Origin of the sequence: Streptomyces sp. NPDC049585, from assembly GCF_040675615.1 — a bacterium.
Taxonomy (GTDB): Bacteria; Actinomycetota; Actinomycetes; order Streptomycetales; family Streptomycetaceae; genus Streptomyces; species Streptomyces luteosporeus.
On record NZ_JBFAPE010000017.1, the window covers coordinates 83,022 to 103,147 of the forward strand.

At 72.1% G+C, this 20,126-nt stretch carries 19 protein-coding genes and 1 riboswitch; of the genes, 8 read left to right on the forward strand and 11 right to left on the reverse strand.

The window, feature by feature from the left end; genetic code table 11:
- The 4 genes from AB0K17_RS18960 to AB0K17_RS18975 all read right to left on the reverse strand — a co-directional run bounded on the left by AB0K17_RS18960 (position 1) and on the right by AB0K17_RS18975 (position 3,619).
- Positions 1 to 786 carry an ABC transporter permease gene (locus AB0K17_RS18960; protein WP_344435960.1) on the reverse strand — a complete coding sequence of 262 codons (786 nt, stop codon included), beginning with the start codon at positions 784 to 786 and terminating at the stop codon, positions 1 to 3.
- Complete coding sequence (locus AB0K17_RS18965; protein WP_365967535.1) at positions 786 to 1,724, reverse strand: ABC transporter permease; 939 nt, start codon at positions 1,722 to 1,724, stop codon at positions 786 to 788. The genes AB0K17_RS18960 and AB0K17_RS18965 overlap by 1 nt, the downstream gene beginning before the upstream one ends.
- 2 nt (positions 1,725 to 1,726) lie before the next feature.
- Positions 1,727 to 2,908: an ABC transporter ATP-binding protein gene (locus AB0K17_RS18970; protein WP_365983603.1), complete on the reverse strand. Its 1,182-nt coding sequence runs from the start codon at positions 2,906 to 2,908 to the stop codon at positions 1,727 to 1,729.
- A gap of 261 nt (positions 2,909 to 3,169) precedes the next feature.
- Positions 3,170 to 3,619, reverse strand: a complete 450-nt coding sequence (locus AB0K17_RS18975; protein ID WP_365967472.1) for a DUF4190 domain-containing protein — start codon at positions 3,617 to 3,619, stop codon at positions 3,170 to 3,172.
- Between the two features lie 104 nt (positions 3,620 to 3,723).
- Here AB0K17_RS18975 and AB0K17_RS18980 point away from each other — a divergent pair, with 104 nt between their 5' ends.
- Positions 3,724 to 4,359 carry an NADAR family protein gene (locus tag AB0K17_RS18980; RefSeq protein ID WP_365983604.1) on the forward strand — a complete coding sequence of 212 codons (636 nt, stop codon included), beginning with the start codon at positions 3,724 to 3,726 and terminating at the stop codon, positions 4,357 to 4,359.
- Here the strand turns inward: AB0K17_RS18980 and AB0K17_RS18985 are convergent.
- Positions 4,308 to 5,060: a DUF4190 domain-containing protein gene (locus AB0K17_RS18985; RefSeq protein WP_365983605.1), complete on the reverse strand. Its 753-nt coding sequence runs from the start codon at positions 5,058 to 5,060 to the stop codon at positions 4,308 to 4,310. The genes AB0K17_RS18980 and AB0K17_RS18985 overlap by 52 nt on opposite strands.
- Positions 5,061 to 5,176: 116 nt before the next feature.
- On the opposite strand from AB0K17_RS18985, the gene AB0K17_RS18990 reads away from it, so the two are divergent.
- Both AB0K17_RS18990 and AB0K17_RS18995 read left to right on the forward strand, forming a co-directional pair.
- A complete protein-coding gene (locus AB0K17_RS18990; protein WP_365967469.1) occupies positions 5,177 to 6,199 on the forward strand; it encodes an adenosine deaminase in 1,023 nt (340 codons plus the stop codon).
- A 7-nt stretch (positions 6,200 to 6,206) separates the two neighbouring features.
- Positions 6,207 to 6,896, forward strand: a complete 690-nt coding sequence (locus AB0K17_RS18995; protein WP_365967468.1) for a glycerophosphodiester phosphodiesterase — start codon at positions 6,207 to 6,209, stop codon at positions 6,894 to 6,896.
- Positions 6,897 to 6,906: 10 nt separating this feature from the next.
- Here the strand turns inward: AB0K17_RS18995 and AB0K17_RS19000 are convergent, their stop codons facing one another.
- Positions 6,907 to 8,076 carry a spermidine/putrescine ABC transporter substrate-binding protein gene (locus AB0K17_RS19000; protein ID WP_365967466.1) on the reverse strand — a complete coding sequence of 390 codons (1,170 nt, stop codon included), beginning with the start codon at positions 8,074 to 8,076 and terminating at the stop codon, positions 6,907 to 6,909.
- An 88-nt stretch (positions 8,077 to 8,164) separates the two neighbouring features.
- Positions 8,165 to 9,616, reverse strand: a complete 1,452-nt coding sequence (locus AB0K17_RS19005; RefSeq protein ID WP_365967465.1) for a gamma-aminobutyraldehyde dehydrogenase — start codon at positions 9,614 to 9,616, stop codon at positions 8,165 to 8,167.
- 183 nt (positions 9,617 to 9,799) lie between these two features.
- Between AB0K17_RS19005 and AB0K17_RS19010 the strand changes: the two genes are divergently transcribed.
- From AB0K17_RS19010 to AB0K17_RS19030, 5 genes are all read left to right on the forward strand, one after another.
- Positions 9,800 to 10,288, forward strand: coding sequence for an Lrp/AsnC family transcriptional regulator (locus AB0K17_RS19010; RefSeq protein WP_344435951.1), 489 nt, complete (start codon positions 9,800 to 9,802; stop codon positions 10,286 to 10,288).
- Positions 10,273 to 11,655: an aspartate aminotransferase family protein gene (locus AB0K17_RS19015; RefSeq protein ID WP_365967464.1), complete on the forward strand. Its 1,383-nt coding sequence runs from the start codon at positions 10,273 to 10,275 to the stop codon at positions 11,653 to 11,655. The genes AB0K17_RS19010 and AB0K17_RS19015 overlap by 16 nt, the downstream gene beginning before the upstream one ends.
- 199 nt (positions 11,656 to 11,854) lie before the next feature.
- Complete coding sequence (locus AB0K17_RS19020; protein ID WP_365967463.1) at positions 11,855 to 12,589, forward strand: ATP-binding cassette domain-containing protein; 735 nt, start codon at positions 11,855 to 11,857, stop codon at positions 12,587 to 12,589.
- Positions 12,571 to 13,785, forward strand: coding sequence for a hypothetical protein (locus AB0K17_RS19025; RefSeq protein WP_365983606.1), 1,215 nt, complete (start codon positions 12,571 to 12,573; stop codon positions 13,783 to 13,785). Before AB0K17_RS19020 ends, AB0K17_RS19025 begins: the two co-directional genes overlap by 19 nt.
- 84 nt (positions 13,786 to 13,869) lie before the next feature.
- The gene (locus AB0K17_RS19030; protein ID WP_365983607.1) at positions 13,870 to 14,793 is read left to right on the forward strand and encodes a hypothetical protein; all 924 of its coding nucleotides are present in this window, start codon (positions 13,870 to 13,872) and stop codon (positions 14,791 to 14,793) included.
- A 178-nt stretch (positions 14,794 to 14,971) separates the two neighbouring features.
- On the opposite strand, the gene AB0K17_RS19035 is transcribed toward AB0K17_RS19030, so the two are convergent.
- From AB0K17_RS19035 to rlmN, 4 genes are all read right to left on the reverse strand, one after another.
- Positions 14,972 to 15,997, reverse strand: a complete 1,026-nt coding sequence (locus tag AB0K17_RS19035; protein ID WP_365969182.1) for an ABC transporter ATP-binding protein — start codon at positions 15,995 to 15,997, stop codon at positions 14,972 to 14,974.
- Complete coding sequence (locus AB0K17_RS19040; RefSeq protein WP_365983628.1) at positions 15,998 to 17,611, reverse strand: iron ABC transporter permease; 1,614 nt, start codon at positions 17,609 to 17,611, stop codon at positions 15,998 to 16,000.
- Between the two features lie 65 nt (positions 17,612 to 17,676).
- Positions 17,677 to 18,780: a thiamine ABC transporter substrate-binding protein gene (locus AB0K17_RS19045; protein WP_365983608.1), complete on the reverse strand. Its 1,104-nt coding sequence runs from the start codon at positions 18,778 to 18,780 to the stop codon at positions 17,677 to 17,679.
- Positions 18,776 to 18,881, reverse strand: a riboswitch (TPP riboswitch). (Overlaps the previous gene by 5 nt.)
- 82 nt (positions 18,882 to 18,963) lie before the next feature.
- On the reverse strand, positions 18,964 to 20,070 hold the full coding sequence (gene rlmN / locus AB0K17_RS19050) for a 23S rRNA (adenine(2503)-C(2))-methyltransferase RlmN (protein WP_344435943.1): 1,107 nt from the start codon (positions 20,068 to 20,070) through the stop codon (positions 18,964 to 18,966).
- Positions 20,071 to 20,126 lie beyond the last annotated feature (56 nt).

A 20,126-nucleotide genomic window follows, 5' to 3' on the forward strand; every position in this document is an offset into this window, starting at 1 on the left:
TCAGCTCCTTTGTCGGCGTCTCCCGACCAGTTGTCCGGCGAGGACGCACAGCACGGCGACGGCGAACATCGCCGTCCCGATGACATTGATCTGAACGGGCGTGCCCCTTTGGGCGGATCCCCAGACGTACATGGGGAAGGTCACGGTCGATCCGGCGTTGAAGTTGGTGATGATGAAGTCGTCGAAGGACAGCGCGAAGGACAGCAGCGCGCCGGCGACGATGCCGGGGGCGGCGATCGGCAGGGTGATGCGCAGGAACGTCTGCAGGGGGGTGGCGTAGAGGTCCTGGGCGGCCTGTTCGAGGCGGGGGTCCATGCTCATCACGCGGGCCTTGACGGCGGTCACCACGAAGCTGAGGCAGAAGGTGATGTGGGCGATGAGGATGGTCCAGAAGCCGAAGCTGACGCCCATGTTGAGGAAGAGGGTGGCCAGTGAGGCGGCCATGACGACCTCGGGCATGGCCATGGGCAGGAAGATCAGCGTGCCGACGGTGCCGCGGGCGCGGAAGCGGTAGCGGGCGACGGCGAAGGCGATCAGGGTGCCGAGGACGGTGGCGCCGAGGGTGGCCCACAGGGCGATCTGCAGGCTCAGCGAGAGGGAGCCGCACAGGTCGGCGACGCCGCAGGGGTGGGTCCAGGCGTCGGTGGAGAAGTGCTGCCACTCGTAGTTGAAGCGGCCGTTGGGCTTGTTGAAGGAGAACACCGTCACGACGGCGTTGGGCAGGATCAGGAACGCGAGGGTGAGCAGGCCCGCGATGACGACCAGGTTGCGGCGCAGCCAGCGCATCAGACGACCTCCTCCGTGCCGGACTTGCGGATGTAGAGCGTGACCATGGCGAGGATGGACGCCATGAGGATGAAGGAGAGTGCGGCCGCGGTCGGGTAGTCGAGCACGCGCAGGAACTGGGACTGGATGACGTTGCCGATCATCTTCTGGTCGGCGGAGCCGAGCAGTTCCGCGTTGATGTAGTCGCCGGCGGCGGGGATGAAGGTGAGCAGGGTACCGGCGACGACGCCCGGCATGGACAGCGGCAGGGTGACCTTGCGGAAGGTGGTCAGGGGCCGGGCGTACAGGTCGCCGGCGGCCTCCAGCAGGCGGCTGTCGATGCGTTCGAGCGAGGTGTAGAGCGGCAGGATCATGAACGGCAGGAAGTTGTAGGTCAGTCCGCACACGACGGCCAGCGGCGTGGCGAGCACGCGGTGGCCCTCGGTGATGCCGAGCGCGTTGGTGACGGTCAGCACGTGCAGCGAGTCCAGGGTGCGGACGACGGGGCCGCTGTCGGCGAGGATCGTCTTCCAGGCGAGGGTGCGGATCAGGAAGCTGGTGAAGAAGGGTGCGATGACGAGCACCATCAGCAGGTTGCGCCAGCGGCCGGCGCGGAAGGCGATCAGGTACGCCAGGGGGTAGCCCAGCACGAGGCACAGCGCGGTGGCGGTGGCGGCGTAGGCGACGGAGCGCAGGAACTGCGGGTAGTACTCGGCGAGGGCGTCGGAGTAGGTGGCGAAGTGCCAGGTGACGCGGAAGCCTTCTTCGAGGGAGCCGGTCTGCAGGGAGGTCGAGGCCTGGTAGACGAGGGGGGCGGCGAAGAAGACGAGGAGCCAGGCGATGCCCGGCAGGAGCAGCCAGTAGGGGACGCGCTTCCTGCGGCGGACGGCCTTGTGCAGGGCGCTGTCGGCGGCGGGGGCGGCGGGTGGTGCGGGAGGGTGGTCGGTGGCGGTCGTCATCGTCACGTACCTGCCTCTCGCGCGTCGGTGCCGGCCTCGCCCGTCGTTCCGGCGGACACAGCCTGGGACGCGTCCAGGCCGAAGCTGTGCGCGGGGTTCCAGTGCAGGACGACCTCGGCGCCGGGGGCGAGGCGGGCGTCGCGCTCGACGTTCTGCTCGTAGACGGACAGACCGGTGCCCACGGGGCTGTCGACGAGGTACTGGGTGCAGACACCGGTGAAGCTCGCCTGGGCGATGCGGCCGGGCACGACGTTGCGGCCGGCGGCAACGCCGGCGGCGTCGTCGGCGTGGGTGAGGGTGATCTTCTCCGGCCTTATGCCGAGCAGGAGCTTCTCGCCCGGCCGGGCGCCGGCTGTACATCGTGCCCGGGGCAGACCGAGTTTGGTATCACCGGCGCGCAGGACGATGTCGTCGCCGGAGGCGTCGAGGACGTCGGTGGTGATGAGGTTGGAGGTGCCGAGGAAGTTGGCGACGAAGGTGGTGCGCGGGGTCTCGTAGAGCTCGGTGGGGGTGCCGAGCTGCTCGACCCGGCCGGCGTTCATCACCGCGACCGTGTCGGCCATGGTCATGGCCTCCTCCTGGTCGTGGGTGACGTGGATGAAGGTGATGCCGACCTCGGTCTGGATGCGCTTGAGCTCCAGCTGCATCTGACGACGCAGCTTGAGGTCGAGGGCGCCCAAGGGCTCGTCGAGGAGCAGGACGTCGGGGTGGTTGATCAGGGCGCGGGCGACGGCGACGCGCTGCTGCTGGCCGCCGGAGAGCTGGTGCGGGCGGCGGCGGGCCTGGTCGCCGAGCTGGACGAGGTCGAGCATCTCCGCGACCTGCTTCTTGACGGACTTCACGCCGCGGCGGCGCAGGCCGAAGGCGACGTTCTCGTGGATGTCCAGGTGCGGGAAGAGCGCGTAGTTCTGGAAGACCGTGTTGACGGGCCGCTTGTAGGCGGGCAGGGCGGTCACGTCGCGCCCCCCGAGGGCGACGGTGCCGGTGGTGGGCTCGTCCAGGCCGGCGATCATGCGCAGCGTGGTGGTCTTGCCGCAGCCGGAGGCGCCCAGCAGGGCGAAGAAGGAGCCCGCGGGGACGGCGAGGTCGAGCGGGTGCACGGCGGTGAAGTCGCCGTAGGTCTTGCTGATGCCGGCGAGGCGCACATCGGTGCCGCTGGTGCCGGTGGTGGCGGTTGCCGTCATGGTCTGGTCCAGGGGTTCGGGGAACGCAAACAGGAAAGGGTGACACACGGTGCGGCCTGGTTACGAAACGGGCCGTGTCGCATGCCTACTCCTCCGCCGTTCGCGCACCTGTGCCCACAGGCCGCTCCACCGGATTGGTTTGCCGATCCTGGCAGAGACCTCCGCTTCCAACAAGGGATTCCGTCGGCAGTTTTCGGTCGTGCAACGGATTCGGTGACGGGGGCGGCCCGAGTCGGCTGCCGTCCCCGTCACCGGCGGGCGTCAGCTCAGGCCGAACAGGCTGGCCGCGAAGAGCACGCCGAGCAGCGGGAGCAGGACCGTGGCGACGATGCCGCACACCAGTCCTGCCGTGGCGGCGCCCTTGTTGGTGGCCTCCCCCTTGGTGGCCTTGTGACGGCCGACGGCACCGAAGATGATCGCGAGGATGCCGAGGATGACGCCCAGGAACCAGAAGACGAAGGTCAGGCTGAAGACGACGCCGATGATGCCCAGCACCAGGCCGGCGGTGCCCATGCCGTTGCTGGGCTGCGGCGGCATGCCGCCGCCGTAGCCGGGCATCGGGTAGGGCTGCACGGGCGGCGCCGCGGGGTAGGCGGGCGGGGTGCCCGGCCCGGCCGGCCCTGGGTAGCCGTAACCGGCCGGGGGCTGCTGCGGCTGCTGGGGCGGGTAGGGCGGCTGACCGGCGTACGGATTGTTCTGGTAGTTCGACATTGCGAAAAGTCCCCTCCTGTCAATGGTGCCGGGCAAGCGTAGGGGGAGATCACCCGCCGGGGCAGCCCGATTCGGCTGTCGGTCCGGCATGCCACACTTCGTGCATGTCGAAGATCGAAGCGAGCGCGGGGGCGGCGCGGGCCGGCGACGGGGCGGACGGCCCGCGGTCGGTGGCGGAGCTCGTGGAGGCCGTTGCGGGCGGGGAGCGCCTGAAGTACGTGTTCTTCTGGGGGCACCGGCCGCCGCGCGGCGGTGGCGTGGGGTCCGGCTGCTTCAGCCAGTGGTGGCCCTCCCCGTTCACGGTCGGGGGCGTGCAGTACGCGACGGCCGAGCACTGGATGATGGCCGGCAAGGCCCGGCTGTTCGGCGACGCCGAGGCCGAGGCGCGGGCGCTGGCGGCGGGCCACCCCAAGCAGGCCAAGGGCGCCGGGCGTTCGGTGCGCGGCTTCGACGAGCAGGAGTGGGTGCGCCACCGCTACGGGCTCGTGGTCGAGGGCAGCGTGCACAAGTTCGCGCAGCATCCCGAGCTGAGGGCGTATCTGCTGGGCACCGGGAGCAGGGTGCTCGTCGAGGCCAGCCCCGTGGACCGGATCTGGGGGATCGGGCTGGCCGCCGACGACGAGCGGGCGCAGGACCCGGCCCGCTGGTGCGGGCTGAACCTGCTGGGCTTCGCGCTGATGGAGGCGCGTCAGCGCCTGGCGGCCACCAGCGGTGCGGGGCCGGGCGGGGCCGGCATGTAGGCGCCGTAGGTGGCCTCGTCCGGGTCCTCGTTGTCGTTGTAGTCGTTGCTGGTGGCGTTGGAGTAGATGTACAGCAGGAGCATCAGCACCGAGGCGACGATGGCCACGGGGCCCAGGATGAGCCCGGTCAGCGCCTGACCGCCGTTGGTCGCCTCGCCGGTGCGGGCCTTGCCCCGGCCTATCGCCCCGAAGACGACCGCGAGGACGCCGAGGATGACGCTGAAGACGACGCTGGGCGCCAGGATCGTGCCGACGATGCCGAGCACCATGCCGGCCGTGCCGAGCCCGTTGTTGGGCACCGGGGGCGGTGCGGGCCAGCCCTGCGGGTAGCCGGGCGCGGGGTAGCCGTAGGCGCCGGTGCCGTAGGCGGTCTGCCCGTACGGCGCGCCCTGGGGGACGGCGCCGGGGGCGAACGCGTAGGGGCCGCCCGGGTACGCGCTGGGGGTGCCCGGCCCGGTCGGGGCGGGCGGCACCGGGGGCACCGCGCCGCCGGGCGCGGCCGCCTGCGGCGGCACGACGGGGGGCGCGGGTGCGGGGGGCGCCGCGGGCGCGGGAGCCGCTGCGGCGGGGCCGGGCGCGGGCTCGACCACGGTGGGCGTCGGCCGGGCGGCCGGCTTCTCCAGCGGCACCCGACCGGGCTCCGGCGGGGCCCAGGGGTTCGGGCCCGGCTGGTCGTGCTGCGCGTCGTCCTTGTCGGACATGGTCCTCCCCAGTCGATACCCCGTCATGCTAAGCCCTGGGCGATGCCCCGGCGGCCATCGCGCATACGATGATCGGCACGCCGTCGCCCCGAAGCCCAGCAGCCATGGAGGCCCGCATGTCAGGACTCGACTCGTTCATCGCAGGGCTGCCGAAGGCCGAACTGCACGTGCACCACGTGGGATCGGCCTCCCCCCGCATCGTCGCCGAGCTGGCCGCCCGGCACCCCGACTCCCCCGTGCCCACCGACCCCGAGGCGCTCGCGGACTTCTTCACCTTCCGCGACTTCGCGCACTTCATCGAGGTCTACCTCTCCGTGGTCGACCTCATCCGCGACGCCGAGGACGTGCGGCTGCTGACCTACGAGGTCGCCCGCGACATGGCCCGGCAGAACATCCGCTACGCCGAGCTGACGGTGACGCCCTACAGCTCCACCAGGCGCGGCATCCCGGACGTGGCGTTCGTCGAGGCCATCGAGGACGCGCGCAAGGCGGCGGAGTCGGAGCTGGGCGTGGTGCTGCGCTGGTGCTTCGACATCCCCGGCGAGGCGGGGCTCGCCTCCGCCGAGGAGACCGCGCGCATCGCCTGCGACCTGCGCCCCGACGGCCTGGTCTCCTTCGGTCTGGGCGGCCCCGAGATCGGCGTGCCGCGGCCGCAGTTCAAGCCGTACTTCGACCGGGCGATCGCCGCGGGCCTGCACAGCGTGCCGCATGCCGGCGAGACGACCGGGCCGCAGACGATCTGGGACGCCCTGACGGAGCTGCGGGCCGAGCGCATCGGGCACGGCACCAGCGCCACCCAGGACCCGCGGCTGCTGGCGCACCTGGCCGAGCACCGCATCCCGCTGGAGGTCTGCCCCACCTCCAACCTGGCCACGCGGGCGGTGACCGACATCGAGCGGCACCCGGTCAAGGAGATGGTCGCGGCCGGGGTGCTGGTGACGATCAACAGCGACGACCCGCCGATGTTCGGCACCGACCTCAACACCGAGTACGCGGTGGCCGCGCGGCTGCTGGACCTCGACGCCCGGGGCGTCGCCGCGCTGGCGAAGAACGCGGTGGAGGCGTCGTTCATGGACGCGGCGGGCAAGGCCGCCCTGAACGCCGAGATCGACGCGTACACCGCCGCGTGGCGGGGCTGACGGCGCCATGAGCCTGCCGCCGCCCGCCTGCGTCGCCGTCGCCCACCGCGGGGACCCCTACGTCCACCGCGAGAACACCCTGCCCTCGATCCGGTCGGCGCTGCGGGCGGGGGCCGCGGCGGTGGAGATCGACGTACGGCTGACCCGGGACGGCGTGCCCGTCCTGCTGCACGACGCGACGCTGAGGCGGCTGTGGGGCCTGGACCGGCCCCTGGCCGCGCTGACGGCCGCCGAGGTGCGCGAGGCCACCGCGGGCGGCGTGCCGACGCTGCGCGAGGCGCTCGCGGAGATCGCCGAGGGCGTGCGGCTGTTCGTGGACCTGCCCGACGCGGCGGCGGCCCCGGCGGCCGTCGCCGCGGTGCGCGAGAGCGCGGCGGGGGCGCATGTGTACTACTGCGGCGGGCCGGCCTCGATGCTCGCCGTGCGCCGGGCGGACGCGGACGCGGAGATCGCGCTGACGTGGACGACACTGGCGCCGCCGCGGGCGACGCTGCTGGCCGCGGTGCGGCCGCACTGGCTCAACTACTGCTTCGGGCTGGTCACACCCGAGCTCGTCGCGCGCAACCACGCCGACGGCCTGCTGGTCTCCGCGTGGACCGCCGACACCCGGCGCACGATGCGCCGGCTGCTGGGGGCCGGCGTCGACTCGATCACCACCAACCGCATCGGCGCGCTGCGCTCCCTGCTGGCGGCGTGAGCGCCGGCCGTCACAGGCCGACGATCTCGTTCCACTCCTTGGCGAAGGCCGGCCGCTCCCGGGCGGTCATGTCGCGGGCGGTGGCGAGCCGCTTGCGCATGTCGTCGGTGGGGAAGATCAGCGGGTTCTCCGCCAGTGCGGCGGTCTCCTTCTCCCCGGAGGAGGCCAGGACGTCGCGGGCGGCCGGCACCGGGCAGACGTAATTGACGGAGGCGGCGAGCTCGGCGGCGACCTCGGGCCGGTAGTAGTGGTCGATCAGCGCCTCGGCGTTGCGCTTGTGGCGGGCGAGGTCGGGGATCATCAGGCTCTCCGCCCACAGCTCGGCGCCCTCCTCGGGGACGACGAACTCGATGTCGGGGTTGTCGGCCTGGAGCTGGATGATGTCGCCGGAGTAGGCCTGGCAGGCCAGGACGTCGCCGGAGGAGAGGTCCTTGATGTAGTCGTTGCCGGTGAAGCGGCGGATGTGGCGCCTGCGGACCAGGCGGCGCAGCTGGTCGGTCATGGTGTGGAAGTCGTCGGCCGTCCAGCGGGTGACGTCCGCGCCGTTGCCCATCATCAGCAGGGCGAAGGCCTCGTCCATGCCGGAGAGCAGGGTGACGCGGCCGCGCAGGTCGTCGCGCCACAGGTCGGAGGTGTGGCGTATCTCGCGGCCGAGCTTCCTGCGGTTGTAGGCGATGCCGGTGATGCCGGACTGCCAGGGCACGGTGTGCAGCCGGCCCGCATCGAAGGAGGGCTTGCGCAGCAGCGGGTCGAGGTGGCGGTCGACGTGGGGCTGGGCGGCGCGGTCCATCTTCTGGACCCACCCGAGCCGGACGTAGCGGGAGGCCATCCAGTCGCTGACGACGATGATGTCGCGACCGGTGTCCTGATGGTTCATCAGGGCAGGGCTGATCTTGCCGAAGAACTCGTCGTTGTCGTTGATCTCCTCGGTGTACTTCACCGAGATGCCGGTGCGCTGCTCGAACTCCTGAAGGGTGGGCCGCTTCTGCGGGTCCTTCTCGTCCACGTCGATGTACAGCGGCCAGTTGGCGAAGACGAGCTTCTTCTCGCCCGAGCGGTCGGCGGCGGCCCGCTCGCCCGGGGCGACGTACGCCGCGGGCACCCCGCAGCCGGCGAGGGCCGCGGCCCCGGCACCGGCGCCCAGCGCGCGCAGCAGGGTACGGCGGGAAAGGGGCTTCACGGGCGTCTCGCAATCGGACCGGCGGGGCGGGGCGGCGGTCGATGATACCGGGGGCGGGAAGGTGCCGCCCGCCCCCGTCAACCGCAGGTCAGCCCAGCGAGGTCATGACGTGCTTGACGCGCGTGTAGTCCTCGAAGCCGTAGGCGGAGAGGTCCTTGCCGTAGCCGGACTTCTTGAAGCCGCCGTGCGGCATCTCGGCGACCAGCGGGATGTGGGTGTTGATCCACACGCAGCCGAAGTCGAGCGCCTTGGACATGCGCATCGCGCGGGCGTGGTCCTTGGTCCACACCGAGGAGGCCAGGGCGAACTCGACGCCGTTGGCGTACTCCACGGCCTGCGTCTCGTCGGTGAAGGACTGGACGGTGATGACGGGGCCGAAGACCTCGTTCTGGATGATCTCGTCGTCCTGCTGGAGGCCGGAGACGACGGTCGGGGCGAAGAAGAAGCCCTTCTCGCCGACGCGGTGGCCGCCGGTGTGGACCTTGGCGTGGCCGGGCAGGCGCTCGATGAAGCCGGCGACCTGCTTGAGCTGGTTCGCGTTGTTCAGCGGGCCGTAGAGCACGTCCTCGTCGTCCGGCCGGCCGGTCTTCGTCTCGGCGGCGGCCTGGGCGAGGGCGGTGACGAAGTCGTCGTGGATCGACTCGTGGACCAGCACGCGGGTGGCGGCCGTACAGTCCTGGCCGGCGTTGAAGAAGCCGGCGACGGCGATGTCCTCGACGGCCTTGGCGATGTCGGCGTCCTCGAAGACGACGACCGGGGCCTTGCCGCCGAGCTCCAGGTGGACGCGCTTGAGGTCGCGGGAGGCGGACTCGGCGACCTGCATGCCGGCGCGCACGGAGCCGGTGATGGAGGCCATGGCCGGCACCTTGTGCTCGACCATCAGACGGCCGGTCTCGCGGTCGCCGCAGATGACGTTGAAGACGCCCTTGGGGTGGCCCAGCTCCTCCAGCACCCCGCCGATGATCTCGGCGATGAGCACGGTGGAGGCGGGGGTGGTGTCCGAGGGCTTGAGGACGACGGTGTTGCCCGCGGCGAGCGCCGGGGCGAACTTCCACACCGCCATCATCATCGGGTAGTTCCACGGCGCGACCTGGGCGCAGACGCCGACCGGCTCACGGCGGATGATGGAGGTCATCCCCGCCATGTACTCGCCGGCCGAGCGGCCCTCCAGCATGCGCGCGGCGCCGGCGAAGAAGCGGATCTGGTCCACCATCGGCGGGACCTCTTCGCTGGCGGTCAGGGCCACCGGCTTGCCGGTGTTCTCGACCTCGGCCGCGACGAGCTCGTCGGCGCGGGCCTCGAAGGCGTCGGCGATCTTCAGGAGCACCTTCTGGCGCTCGGCGGGGACCAGGTCGCGCCAGGCGGGGAAGGCGGCCTCGGCGGCGGCCATGGCGGCGTCCACGTCGGCGGCACCGGAGAGCGGGGCGGTCGCGTACGCCTCGCCCGTGACGGGATTGACCACCTCGGTGGTCCGCCCGTCGGCGGCGTCCCGGAACTCCCCGTCGATGAAATTGCGCAGGCGGCGCAGCTCGGTGGTCACGTCGTGCCACCCCTTCGTGTCGGACGTCCAATGGCTGAGACGCACAGCCTAGTCAGGGGGGCCGCGCTTTCGACATACCCGCAGAGCAAGAACAACGGAATCAGTGCTTCCTCGCTCGCTGAACGACGAATTTCATCGTCAAAGGCTTGCCGCACAGCCGAGTCCTGTTGCATGGTGGGACGCGTGGCCACTCGTAGCGCAGACCCCAAGAGCACGACCGGCACCCAGCCGATCGACGCCGTCTCCCTGGCGATCATCGAGCAGCTCCAGGAGGACGGCCGCCGCCCCTATGCGGCGATCGGCAAGGCCGTCGGCCTCTCCGAGGCCGCCGTCCGGCAACGCGTGCAGAAGCTGCTCGACCAGGGCGTGATGCAGATCGTCGCCGTCACCGACCCCCTCACCGTGGGATTCCGGCGGCAGGCGATGGTCGGCATCAACGTCGAGGGCGACCTCGACCCGGTCGCGGACGCCCTGACCGCGATGGACGAGGTGGAGTACGTGGTGGTGACCGCGGGCTCGTTCGACCTGCTGATCGAGATCGTCTGCGAGGACGACGACCATCTCCTCGACACGATCAACAAGCGGATCCGGACGCTGCCCGGGGTGCGCTCCACGGAGAGCTTCGTCTACCTCAAGCTCCGCAAGCAGACCTATACATGGGGAACTCGATAGCCGTGAGCAGCAAGGACCTCAGCAGGACGGCGTACGACCATCTGTGGATGCACTTCACCCGGATGTCGTCGTACGAGAACGCGCCCGTGCCCGTCATCGTGCGCGGCGAGGGCACCTACATCTACGACGACCAGGGCCGGCGCTACCTCGACGGCCTGGCCGGGCTGTTCGTGGTCCAGGCCGGCCACGGCCGCGCCGAGCTGGCCGAGGCGGCCGCCAAGCAGGCGCAGGAGCTCGCCTTCTTCCCGGTGTGGAGCTACGCCCACCCCAAGGCGGTCGAGCTGGCCGAGCGCCTGGCGCACTACGCGCCCGGCGACCTGAACAAGGTCTTCTTCACCACCGGCGGCGGCGAGGCCGTCGAGACGGCGTGGAAGCTGGCCAAGCAGTACCACAAGCTCACCGGCAACCCCACCAAGTACAAGGTGATATCGCGGGCCGTGGCCTACCACGGCACCCCGCAGGGCGCCCTGTCCATCACCGGACTGCCCGCGCTGAAGGCCCCCTTCGAGCCACTGGTCCCCGGCGCGCACAAGGTGCCCAACACCAACATCTACCGCGCACCCCTCTTCGGCGACGACCCCGAGGCGTTCGGCCGGTGGGCCGCCGACCAGATCGAGCAGCAGATCCTCTTCGAGGGCGCCGACACCGTCGCGGCCGTCTTCCTGGAGCCGGTGCAGAACGCCGGCGGCTGCTTCCCGCCGCCGCCCGGCTACTTCCAGCGGGTGCGCGAGATCTGCGACCGGTACGACGTGCTGCTGGTCTCCGACGAGGTCATCTGCGCCTTCGGCCGCCTGGGCACGATGTTCGCCTGCGACAAGTTCGGCTACGTGCCCGACATCATCACCTGTGCCAAGGGGATGACCTCCGGCTACTCCCCCATCGGCGCCGCGATCGTCTCCGACCGGATCGCCGAGCCGTTCTTCCGGGGCGGGAACACCTTCCTGCACGGCTACACCTTCGGCGGGCACCCGGTCTCGGCCGCCGTGGCCCTGGCCAACCTCGACATCTTCGAACGCGAGGGCCTCAACCAGCACGTGCTCGACAACGAAGCCGCCTTCCACGCCACCCTCGCGAAGCTGCACGACCTGCCGATCGTCGGCGACGTGCGCGGCAACGGCTTCTTCTACGGCATCGAGCTGGTGAAGGACAAGGCCACCAAGGAGTCGTTCACGCCGCAGGAGTGCGAGCGGCTGCTGTACGGCTTCGTGTCGAAGAAGCTCTTCGAATCCGGCCTGTACTGCCGCGCCGACGACCGCGGCGACCCGGTCGTCCAGCTGGCGCCGCCACTGATCGCCGACCAGGGCACGTTCGACGAGATCGAGCAGATCATCCGCGGTGTCCTCACGGAGGCGTGGACGAAGATCTGACGGAGACCGCCGAAGATTCGACGTCGTCAGGGGTGCCTCGAGGGCGGATGAGCCCGATGGGAGGAAATGAGGCACCCCAGCGCCGAGCCTGGGCGGAGGCTAGGATCCCGGTTCCGTACGGTGCCAGTGACCCAATGGCCTCCGGTTCGTTCACCCGGTCGGGGGAACGAACCCTCTCAAGCGACCCGAGGTGCTCGATATGGTGGCCCCGCCGGACAACGACGTGCTCTGGGCACGCGGACTCCACTACTCCTACAACGGCTCCCCCGCCCTGACCGGGGTGTCCATCGGTGTCCGCGAGGGCGAGATCCTCGCCGTCACCGGACCGCGCGGCTCCGGCAAGACCACGCTCCTGAAATGCCTGTCCGGACAGCTGCTGGCCGACCCGGGCGAGGTGTGGTTCAACAGCGGCCCCGTGCACACCCTCTCGCGCGCCGCGCGGGAGCGGCTGCGCCGCGACCGGTTCGGCTGGATCGACAGCCGGCCGCACCTCGTGCCCGAACTGACCGGCTGGGAGAACGCCGCACTGCCGCTGCTCGTGCGCGGCACCGGCCACCGCGCCGCCAAGCAGACCGCCACCGAGTGGCTCGAACGCCTCGACGTCGGCGACTGCGCCCGCAAGCGGCCCGGGGCGCTCACCCAGGCCCAGCGCCAGCGCATCGCCATCGCCCGGGCGCTGGCCGCCGACCCGACGGTGGTCTTCGCCGACGAGCCGACCGCGCCCCTGCACGCCACCGACCGCGCGCAGGTGCTGCGCACCCTGACCACCGCGGCCCGCTCGCACCACATCACCGTCGTGCTCGCCACCCTGGACGAGGAGAGCGCCTCGCTCGCCGACCGCACCGTCGGCCTCGTCGACGGCCGCCGCGGCTCGATCCCCACGCCCGAGGCGTCCGAAGGGGAGGGCAGGGCCGCGTGCTCAGTCTCCGCCTAGCGCGCGGCGCCCACCCGCTCGTCCTGCTGCGCCGGCTGCTGGTGGTCCTCGCCGCGGCCGGGGCCGGTTTCCTGCTGCTGTGCGCACTCGGGTACGCCGCGGCCCACCCGGACACGCCGCAGGACTCGCTCGTGCGGCTGCTGTGGTGCCTGGCACCGCTGGCCGCCGTCGTGCAGTTCGCCGTCGCCGTGGCCCGCAACGACCCCGCGACGCGGCCGCGGGACGGCATGGACGCCATCGGCTTCGGCCCCGTACGACTGTCGGTGCTCGCCGCCACCTCCACCGCCCTGTCCTGCGGCACCGGCAGCGTCCTGGCCCTGCTGGCCTACCTGGAGCTGCGCGGCGACCTGGGCGGCACCCCGCTCAGCGGCGCGGCCGCCCACGCCCTCGACGGGCAGGCCGGCCTGCCCTGGGGGGCCGCCGTGACCCTGCTCGGCCTGCTGCCGGCGCTCGGCGCCGGTGCCTGCGCCCTCCTGCTGCGCCCGAGCCGCGAGCGCAGGGCGCGCGGCGCCCACGCCGCACCCGCCGACGACCCCGCGCCCTCCACGCCTCGCGAGGACCGCCCCGCCTACATCGGACTGCCCTGGGGCATCGCCGTCATCGCCTGCGGCCTGGCCCTGGAGGCGTACGTCGGGCACGCCCCGGCGCCCGCCCCCGAGGCCCTGCTGGCCCTGCCCGGCCAGGACGGCGGCGCCTCCCCCGCCCTGATCGGTGGCTGGCTGCTCACCTTCGTCGGCCTGGTGCTGGCCGGCCCCGGGCTCACCCACTGGTGCGGCGCCCTGTTGTCGTCCGGCCGGCCGCGGCCCGTACGGCTGCTGGCCGGCCGGATACTGCAGGACGCGGCGACGCGGGTCGGACGTCCCCTCGGCGTGCTGTGCGCCGTCGCCGCGGGGACCGTGGCGGCCGTCGAGCTGTACGGCGCGATGTGGCGCCCCACCGGGCCCGGCCCGTTCGGGCCGCTGACCTGGCTGGGCGCGGGCGTGGTGATCGCCTGCGTGAGTGCCACCGCGGTCACCGCGGCGGCCGACACCCGCACCTCCCGTGCGGAGACCTCGGCCGCACTGGCCCGCCTCGGCATCCCGGCCTCCCTGCTGCGCGGCGCCGCCGCCGTGCGCACGGGCGCCCTGGTGGCCGTCCTGGCACCGCTCACCTGGGTGATCGCCGAGCTGACCGCCCTGCCCCTGACCCGTTCTTGACCACTTCTTGACCCAAGGCAACTCCGCGGCCCGAAACCACGTCTGCTTCAAGAGCGACTGGAATTCAGGCGAACGGAGCTCTTGGTGATCATCGGCCTTGTCACGGCTGTCGCGGCCTCGGTGTGTTACGGCACAGGATCGGTCCTGCAAGCCGTGGGGTCGCGCAAGTCGGCCCGCAGGGAGGCCGCCAAGGCCTCCACCACGGGCACCACCCAGCACGGCGGCCCCAGCCTCTCCTCCACCGCCAAGGCCGCCGTGACGTGGGAGTTCATGGTCGGCACCGTCCTGGACTTCCTCGGCTTCGGCCTCGGCGCGCTCGCCGCGCGCATGCTGCCGCTCTTCCTCTCCCAGACCGTCATCAGCGCCAACCTCATCGTCACCGCGCTGCTGAGCATCAAGCTCCTCGGCATACGGCTGGGCGGCAGGGAATGGATCTCCATCGGCGTCGTCTGCTCGGCCCTGGTGCTCCTGGCGACCGCCGCCGGGCACGAGGGCAGCGGCGCCACCGCCATGTCCACGCACTGGTGGCTCCTCGCCATCTCCGTCGTCCTCATGGGCGGCGGCACGGTGGCCGTACGACTGCTGGGCGCCCGGGCCGCGATCCTGGCCGGCCTGCTCTCCGGCCTCGGCTTCGGCGCCATCGGCGTGGGCGTGCGCATCCTCGACGGCATCGACCCCTTCGACCTGCCGACCCTCCTCGCGGACCCCGCGCTCTACGCCATCCTCATCTCCGGCTCCGTCGGCATGTACCTGCACACCGTGGCCCTGCAGATCGGCTCCGTGAACGGCGCAACGGCGGCACTGGTCGTCGGCGAGACGGTACTGCCGGGCATCATCGGCGTGATGTGGCTCGGCGACACGTCGCGGGACGGCTTCGCATGGGTCGCCGTCCTCGGCTTCCTCCTCGCCGTCGCCGGCGCCGTGGCAGTGGCCTGGTTCGGCGAACCGGACGCGCACGGCGCGGCGGCGCCGGAAACCGAGGACAGGGTGCCGTCACCCGTGGGCTGAGGGGCGCCCCGGTCCCGCCCTCTCCCCGTCTCCCGGGGCTCCGCCCCCGGACCCCCGCGGTCCTCAGACGCCGGACGGGCTGCATGTGCAGCCCGTCCGGCGTCTGAGGACACCGCGCGAAGCGCGGGCCGGGGGTGCGAGGGGGCGGAGCCCCGCTCGGAAACGGTGAAAGGGCGGGTCAGGGGAGAACCACGACCTCGTCGGCAGCGAAGACGACGCCTACGTGCGCACCCACCTCCGGCGCCGCGCCCAGCGGACACGCCGCCTCCAGCTCCGGCCCGGTCTCCGGCCGGAGCCCGAGCACCACGTGGTCCCCGCGGAACGTGCGCGCCCCCACCACACACCGCAGCCCCTCCCCCGCGGAAGCGATCCGTACGCCCGCCGGCCGCACCAGCACCTGCCGTTCCCCCGCCGCCGTACCCTCCGGCACCGGCAGCTCGCCCCATGGCGTCCGTGCCGCAGAGCCGTTCACCGTCGCCGGAACCACGTTGCGGAATCCCAGGAACCGCGCCACGAATTCCGACGCCGGCCGCTGCCACACCTCCAGCGGCGTGCCGGTCTGCGCGACCCGTCCGCCTTCCTGCATGACCACGACCCGGTCCGCGAGGGCGAAGGCCTCGCCCTGGTCGTGCGTGACGGCCAGTACCGTCGTGCCCAGGCGCCCGAAGAGTTCGCGCAGTTCGACGACGAGCCGTTCGCGCAGGCCGCGGTCGAGCTGGCCCAGGGGTTCGTCGAGCATGAGCAGCCGCGGCCGGGGGGCCAGGGCCCGGGCGAGGGCGACGCGTTGCTGTTCGCCGCCGGACAGCGCACCCACGGCCCGCCGCTGCGCACCGGGCAGACCGACGAGTTCCAGGAGTTCGGCGACGCGCCGCTCGGTCTCGGCGCGGCCCGTGCCGCGCATGCGCAGTCCGAAGGCGACGTTGCCGGCGACGTCGCGCTGGGGGAAGAGCTGGTGGTCCTGGAACATCAGGCCCACGCCGCGCCGGTGCACCGGTACGCCGCTCTGGTCGCGGCCGTCGAGGTGCACGCGGCCCTCGTCGGCGGGCTGCAGGCCGGCCACCACGCGCAGCAGGGTGGACTTGCCGCTGCCGCTGGGGCCGAGCACGCAGACGGTCTCGTGTGCGGCGACGGTCAGGTCGACGGCGTCGAGTGCCGTGCGGGCGCCGAAGCGGACGGTGACGTCCTCCAGCCGGAGCATGGACATCTAGAACTCTCCCGTACGGTCGGTGCGCACGCGTTCCAGGACCAGCAGCGCGGCCGCGCAGACCAGCATCAGGATCGTGCTCAGGGCCATGGCCTGCCCGTAGTTCAGTGCGCCGGGCCGGCCGAGCAGCCGGGCGACGGCCACGGGCAGGGTGGGGCTGTCGGGGCGGGCGATGAAGACGGTGGCACCGAACTCGCCGAGGGAGACGGCGAAGGCGAAGCCGGCGGCGACGGCCAGGGCCCGGCCGACCATGGGCAGGTCCACTTCGCGCCAGGCCCGCAGCGGGGAGGCGCCGAGCACGGCGGCGGCCTCCCGCAGGCGGACGTCGACGGCGCGCAGCACGGGCAGCACGGTGCGGACGACGAAGGGCACACCGACCAGGGCCTGGGCGAGCGGGACGAGGATCCAGGAGGTGCGCAGGTCCAGCGGGGGCTCGTCCAGGGCGATCAGGAAGCCGAAGCCGACGGTGACGGCCGAGGTGCCGAGGGGCAGCATCAGCAGCGCGTCGAAGCCGCGGACGAGCCTGCCCTCGCGGCGCGTGAGCGCGGCCGCGGCGAGGGAGCCGATGACGACGGCGACGGCGGTGGCCGCGGCCGCGTAGGCAAGGGAGTTGCCGATGGCTTCGAGGGGCGCGACGACGAAGGTGCCCGCGGTGCCGCCGGCGGAGGCGAGTGCGCGGTAGTAGGTCAGGCCGTATCCGTCGGGGCCGTCGAGGGAGCGTTCGACGAGGACGCCGAGCGGCAGGACCAGCAGCAGGGCGATGACGGCCAGGACGGAGGCGAGCAGGATCCACTGGGCGGCGCCGCGGGGGCGGCGGGCGGTGCGGGCGGCGTCGACGAGCCGCAGGGTGGCCTCACGCCGCCGTACGGTGCGCGCGTGCACGAGGAGCAGCACGGCGACGGCCAGGAACTGCAGCAGCGTGAGCACGGCGGCGGTGGGCAGGTCGAGCAGCTGCGCCGTCTGCTGGTAGATCTCCACTTCCAGCGTGGCGTAGCGCGGGCCGCCGAGGATCTGCACGACGCCGAAGGAGGTGAAGGTGAACAGGAAGACCATGAGCGCCGCGGCGGCCACGGCCGGGGCGAGGGCGGGCAGGGTGCTCCGCCGCCAGGCGGTGAAGCGGCCGGCGCCGAGGACACGGGCGGCTTCTTCCTGGCGCGGGTCGAGCTGGGCCCACAGTCCGCCGACGGTGCGGACGACGACGGCGTAGTTGAAGAAGACGTGGGCGAGCAGGATCGCCCAGACCGTGGTGTCCAGGCGGACGCCCCACAGCTCGTCCAGCAGTCCGCCGCGGCCGAGCAGGGCGAGGAAGGCGGAGCCGGCGACGACGGTCGGCAGGACGAAGGGGATGGTGACCACGGCGCGCAGCAGCCGTTTACCGGGGAAGTCGAAGCGTGCGAAGACGTACGCGCCGGGGAGCGCGAGCAGCAGCGTGAGCGCCGTGGAGGCGGCGGCCTGCCAGGTGGTGAACCACAGGACGTGGCCGGTGGCGGGGTCGCCGAGCACCTCGCCGATGCGGGCGAGCTGCCACTGGTCGCCGTCCTTCAGGCCACGGACGACGATGGCGGCGACGGGGTAGGCGAAGAAGATCCCGAAGAAGGCGAGCGGCCCGGCCATCAGGGCCAGGCGCGTCGCCGTCCGCCGGGCGCCGCCGCGCGGGGCGGCACCCGGGGGTGCGTCGGTCACTTCAGGACGAGCGAGGACCACGTCTTGATCCACTGGTCACGGTGCTGCGCGATGCGCTGGGGGTCGAGCGTCGCCGGCTGCGTGATCTTCGCGCCGTACTTGGTGAACAGCTCGGGGACGCGCGCGTCCCGGTTGGCGGGGTTGACGAACATCTGCAGCGGCATGTCCTCCTGGAAGGTCTTGCCGACCAGGAAGTCGATCAGGGCCTTGCCGCCCTCGGTGTTCTTCGCCCCGCTCAGCAGGCCGGCGTACTCGACCTGCCGGAAGCAGGTGCCGGTCGCCACGCCGGTGGGCGCCTCGGCCGGCTCGGGCGTGACGCCCATCACCTCGGCGGGCGGGCTGGAGGCGTAGGAGACGACGAGCGGCCGGTCGCCCTTGGCCTTCCTGCCGGCGGCGGAGCCGGAGAAGCGGGTGTTGTACGCCTGCTCCCAGCCGTCGACGACCTCGACGCCGTTGTCCTTGAGCTTCTTCCAGTAGTCCTGCCAGCCGTTCTCGCCGAAGGCGGCGACGGTGCCGAGCTGGAAGGCGAGGCCGGGCGAGGAGGTGGCGACGTTCTCGGTCACCAGGAGGTTCTTGTACTCCGGCTTGACCAGGTCGGCGAAGGTCTGCGGCGGCGCGAGCTTCTTGTCGGCGAAGTAGGCGCGGTCGTAGTTGACGCAGATGTCGCCGTAGTCGATCGGGGTAACGCGGTCCTTGGTGTCGCTGCGCAGCTCGGCGGGGACGCGGTCCGCGCCCTTGGCCCGGTAGGGCGTGAACAGGCCCTTGTCGAGCGCACGCGAGAGCAGGGTGTTGTCGACGCCGAAGAAGACGTCGCCCTGGGGGTGGCTCTTGGAGAGGATGGCCTGGTTGACGGCCGCACCGGCGTCACCGCCCTTGATCACCTGGACCTTGTAGCCGGTCTGCGCGGTGAACTGCTTCAGGACCGCATCGGAGGCCACGAACGAGTCGTGGGAGACGAGCCGGACGGTCTTGTCGCCGGAACCGCTGCTGCCGGAGCCCGACCCGGAGCCGGAGTCCGAGCTGCCGCAGGCGGCGAGGACGGGCAGGCCGAGGGCCACGGCGGCCGTCGCCACGACGGCACGCCGAAGGATGGTGTTCATGGTGGTGCTGACTCCCTACGCCGGTACTAACCGGATCAGGTCCGAGGGTCTGCGGGCCGTGCCGCACTCTCAGCGCTCGCTGCGCTCCCCTGTCGGAATGTTCATTTGTGCGAAGTCACGCGACATTGCGCGAAGGAACCGTACCAGGGCGGCCGCGGGCCCCTGCGGGCCCGCGGCGGCCGCTCAGCGCTCGGCGGCGGCCAGCTGGCCGCAGGCTCCGTCGATCTCCTGGCCGCGGGTGTCGCGGATGGTGACGGGCACGCCGTGGGCGGCGATCGCCTCGACGAAGGCCCGCTCGTCCTCCGGGCGGGAGGCCGTCCACTTCGAGCCCGGGGTGGGGTTGAGCGGGATGAGGTTGACGTGCACCCGCCGGCCCTTGAGCAGCCGGCCCAGCAGGTCACCGCGCCAGGCCTGGTCGTTGATGTCCCGGATGAGGGCGTACTCGATGGAGATCCGGCGCCCGGACTTCTCCGCGTACTCCCAGGCGGCGTCGAGGACCTCGCGGACCTTCCAGCGGGTGTTGACCGGCACCAGGGTGTCGCGCAGCTCGTCGTCGGGGGCATGCAGCGAGACCGCGAGACGGCACTTGAAGCCCTCGTCCGCGAATCGCAGCATCGCCGGGACCAGGCCCACGGTTGAGACCGTGATGCCGCGCTGGGACAGGCCCAGGCCGTCCGGCTCGGGGTCGGTCAGCCGGCGGATGGCGCCGACGACGCGCTTGTAGTTGGCCAGCGGCTCGCCCATGCCCATGAAGACGATGTTGGACAGGCGCGCAGGGCCTCCCGGCACCTCGCCGTCGCGCAGCGCGCGCATGCCGTCGACGATCTGGTGCACGATCTCGGCCGTCGACAGGTTGCGCTCCAGACCGGCCTGGCCGGTGGCGCAGAACGGGCAGTTCATGCCGCAGCCGGCCTGGGAGCTGATGCACATCGTCACCCGGTCCGGGTAGCGCATCAGCACCGACTCGACGAGCTTGCCGTCGTGCAGGCGCCACAGGGTCTTGCGGGTGGTGTCGTCGTCGCACGAGACGTGGCGCACCACGCTCATCAGCTCCGGCAGCAGCTCCTCGGCCAGCTTGGTGCGGGCCGCGGCCGGAATGTCCGTCCACGCCTCGGGCTGGTGCGCGTACCGCGCGAAGTAGTGCTGGGACAGCTGCTTGGCGCGGAACGGCTTCTCGCCGATCGCGGCCACGGCCTCGCGGCGCTCGGCGGGCGAGAGGTCGGCGAGGTGCCGCGGCGGCAGCTTGGCTCCGCGCGGGGCGACGAAAGTGAGTTCTCCGGGCTTAGGCATGGTCCTACCAGTGTCGCAGACGCGGCGAGGGGGCCCGCCGTCCTGTGGACGACGGG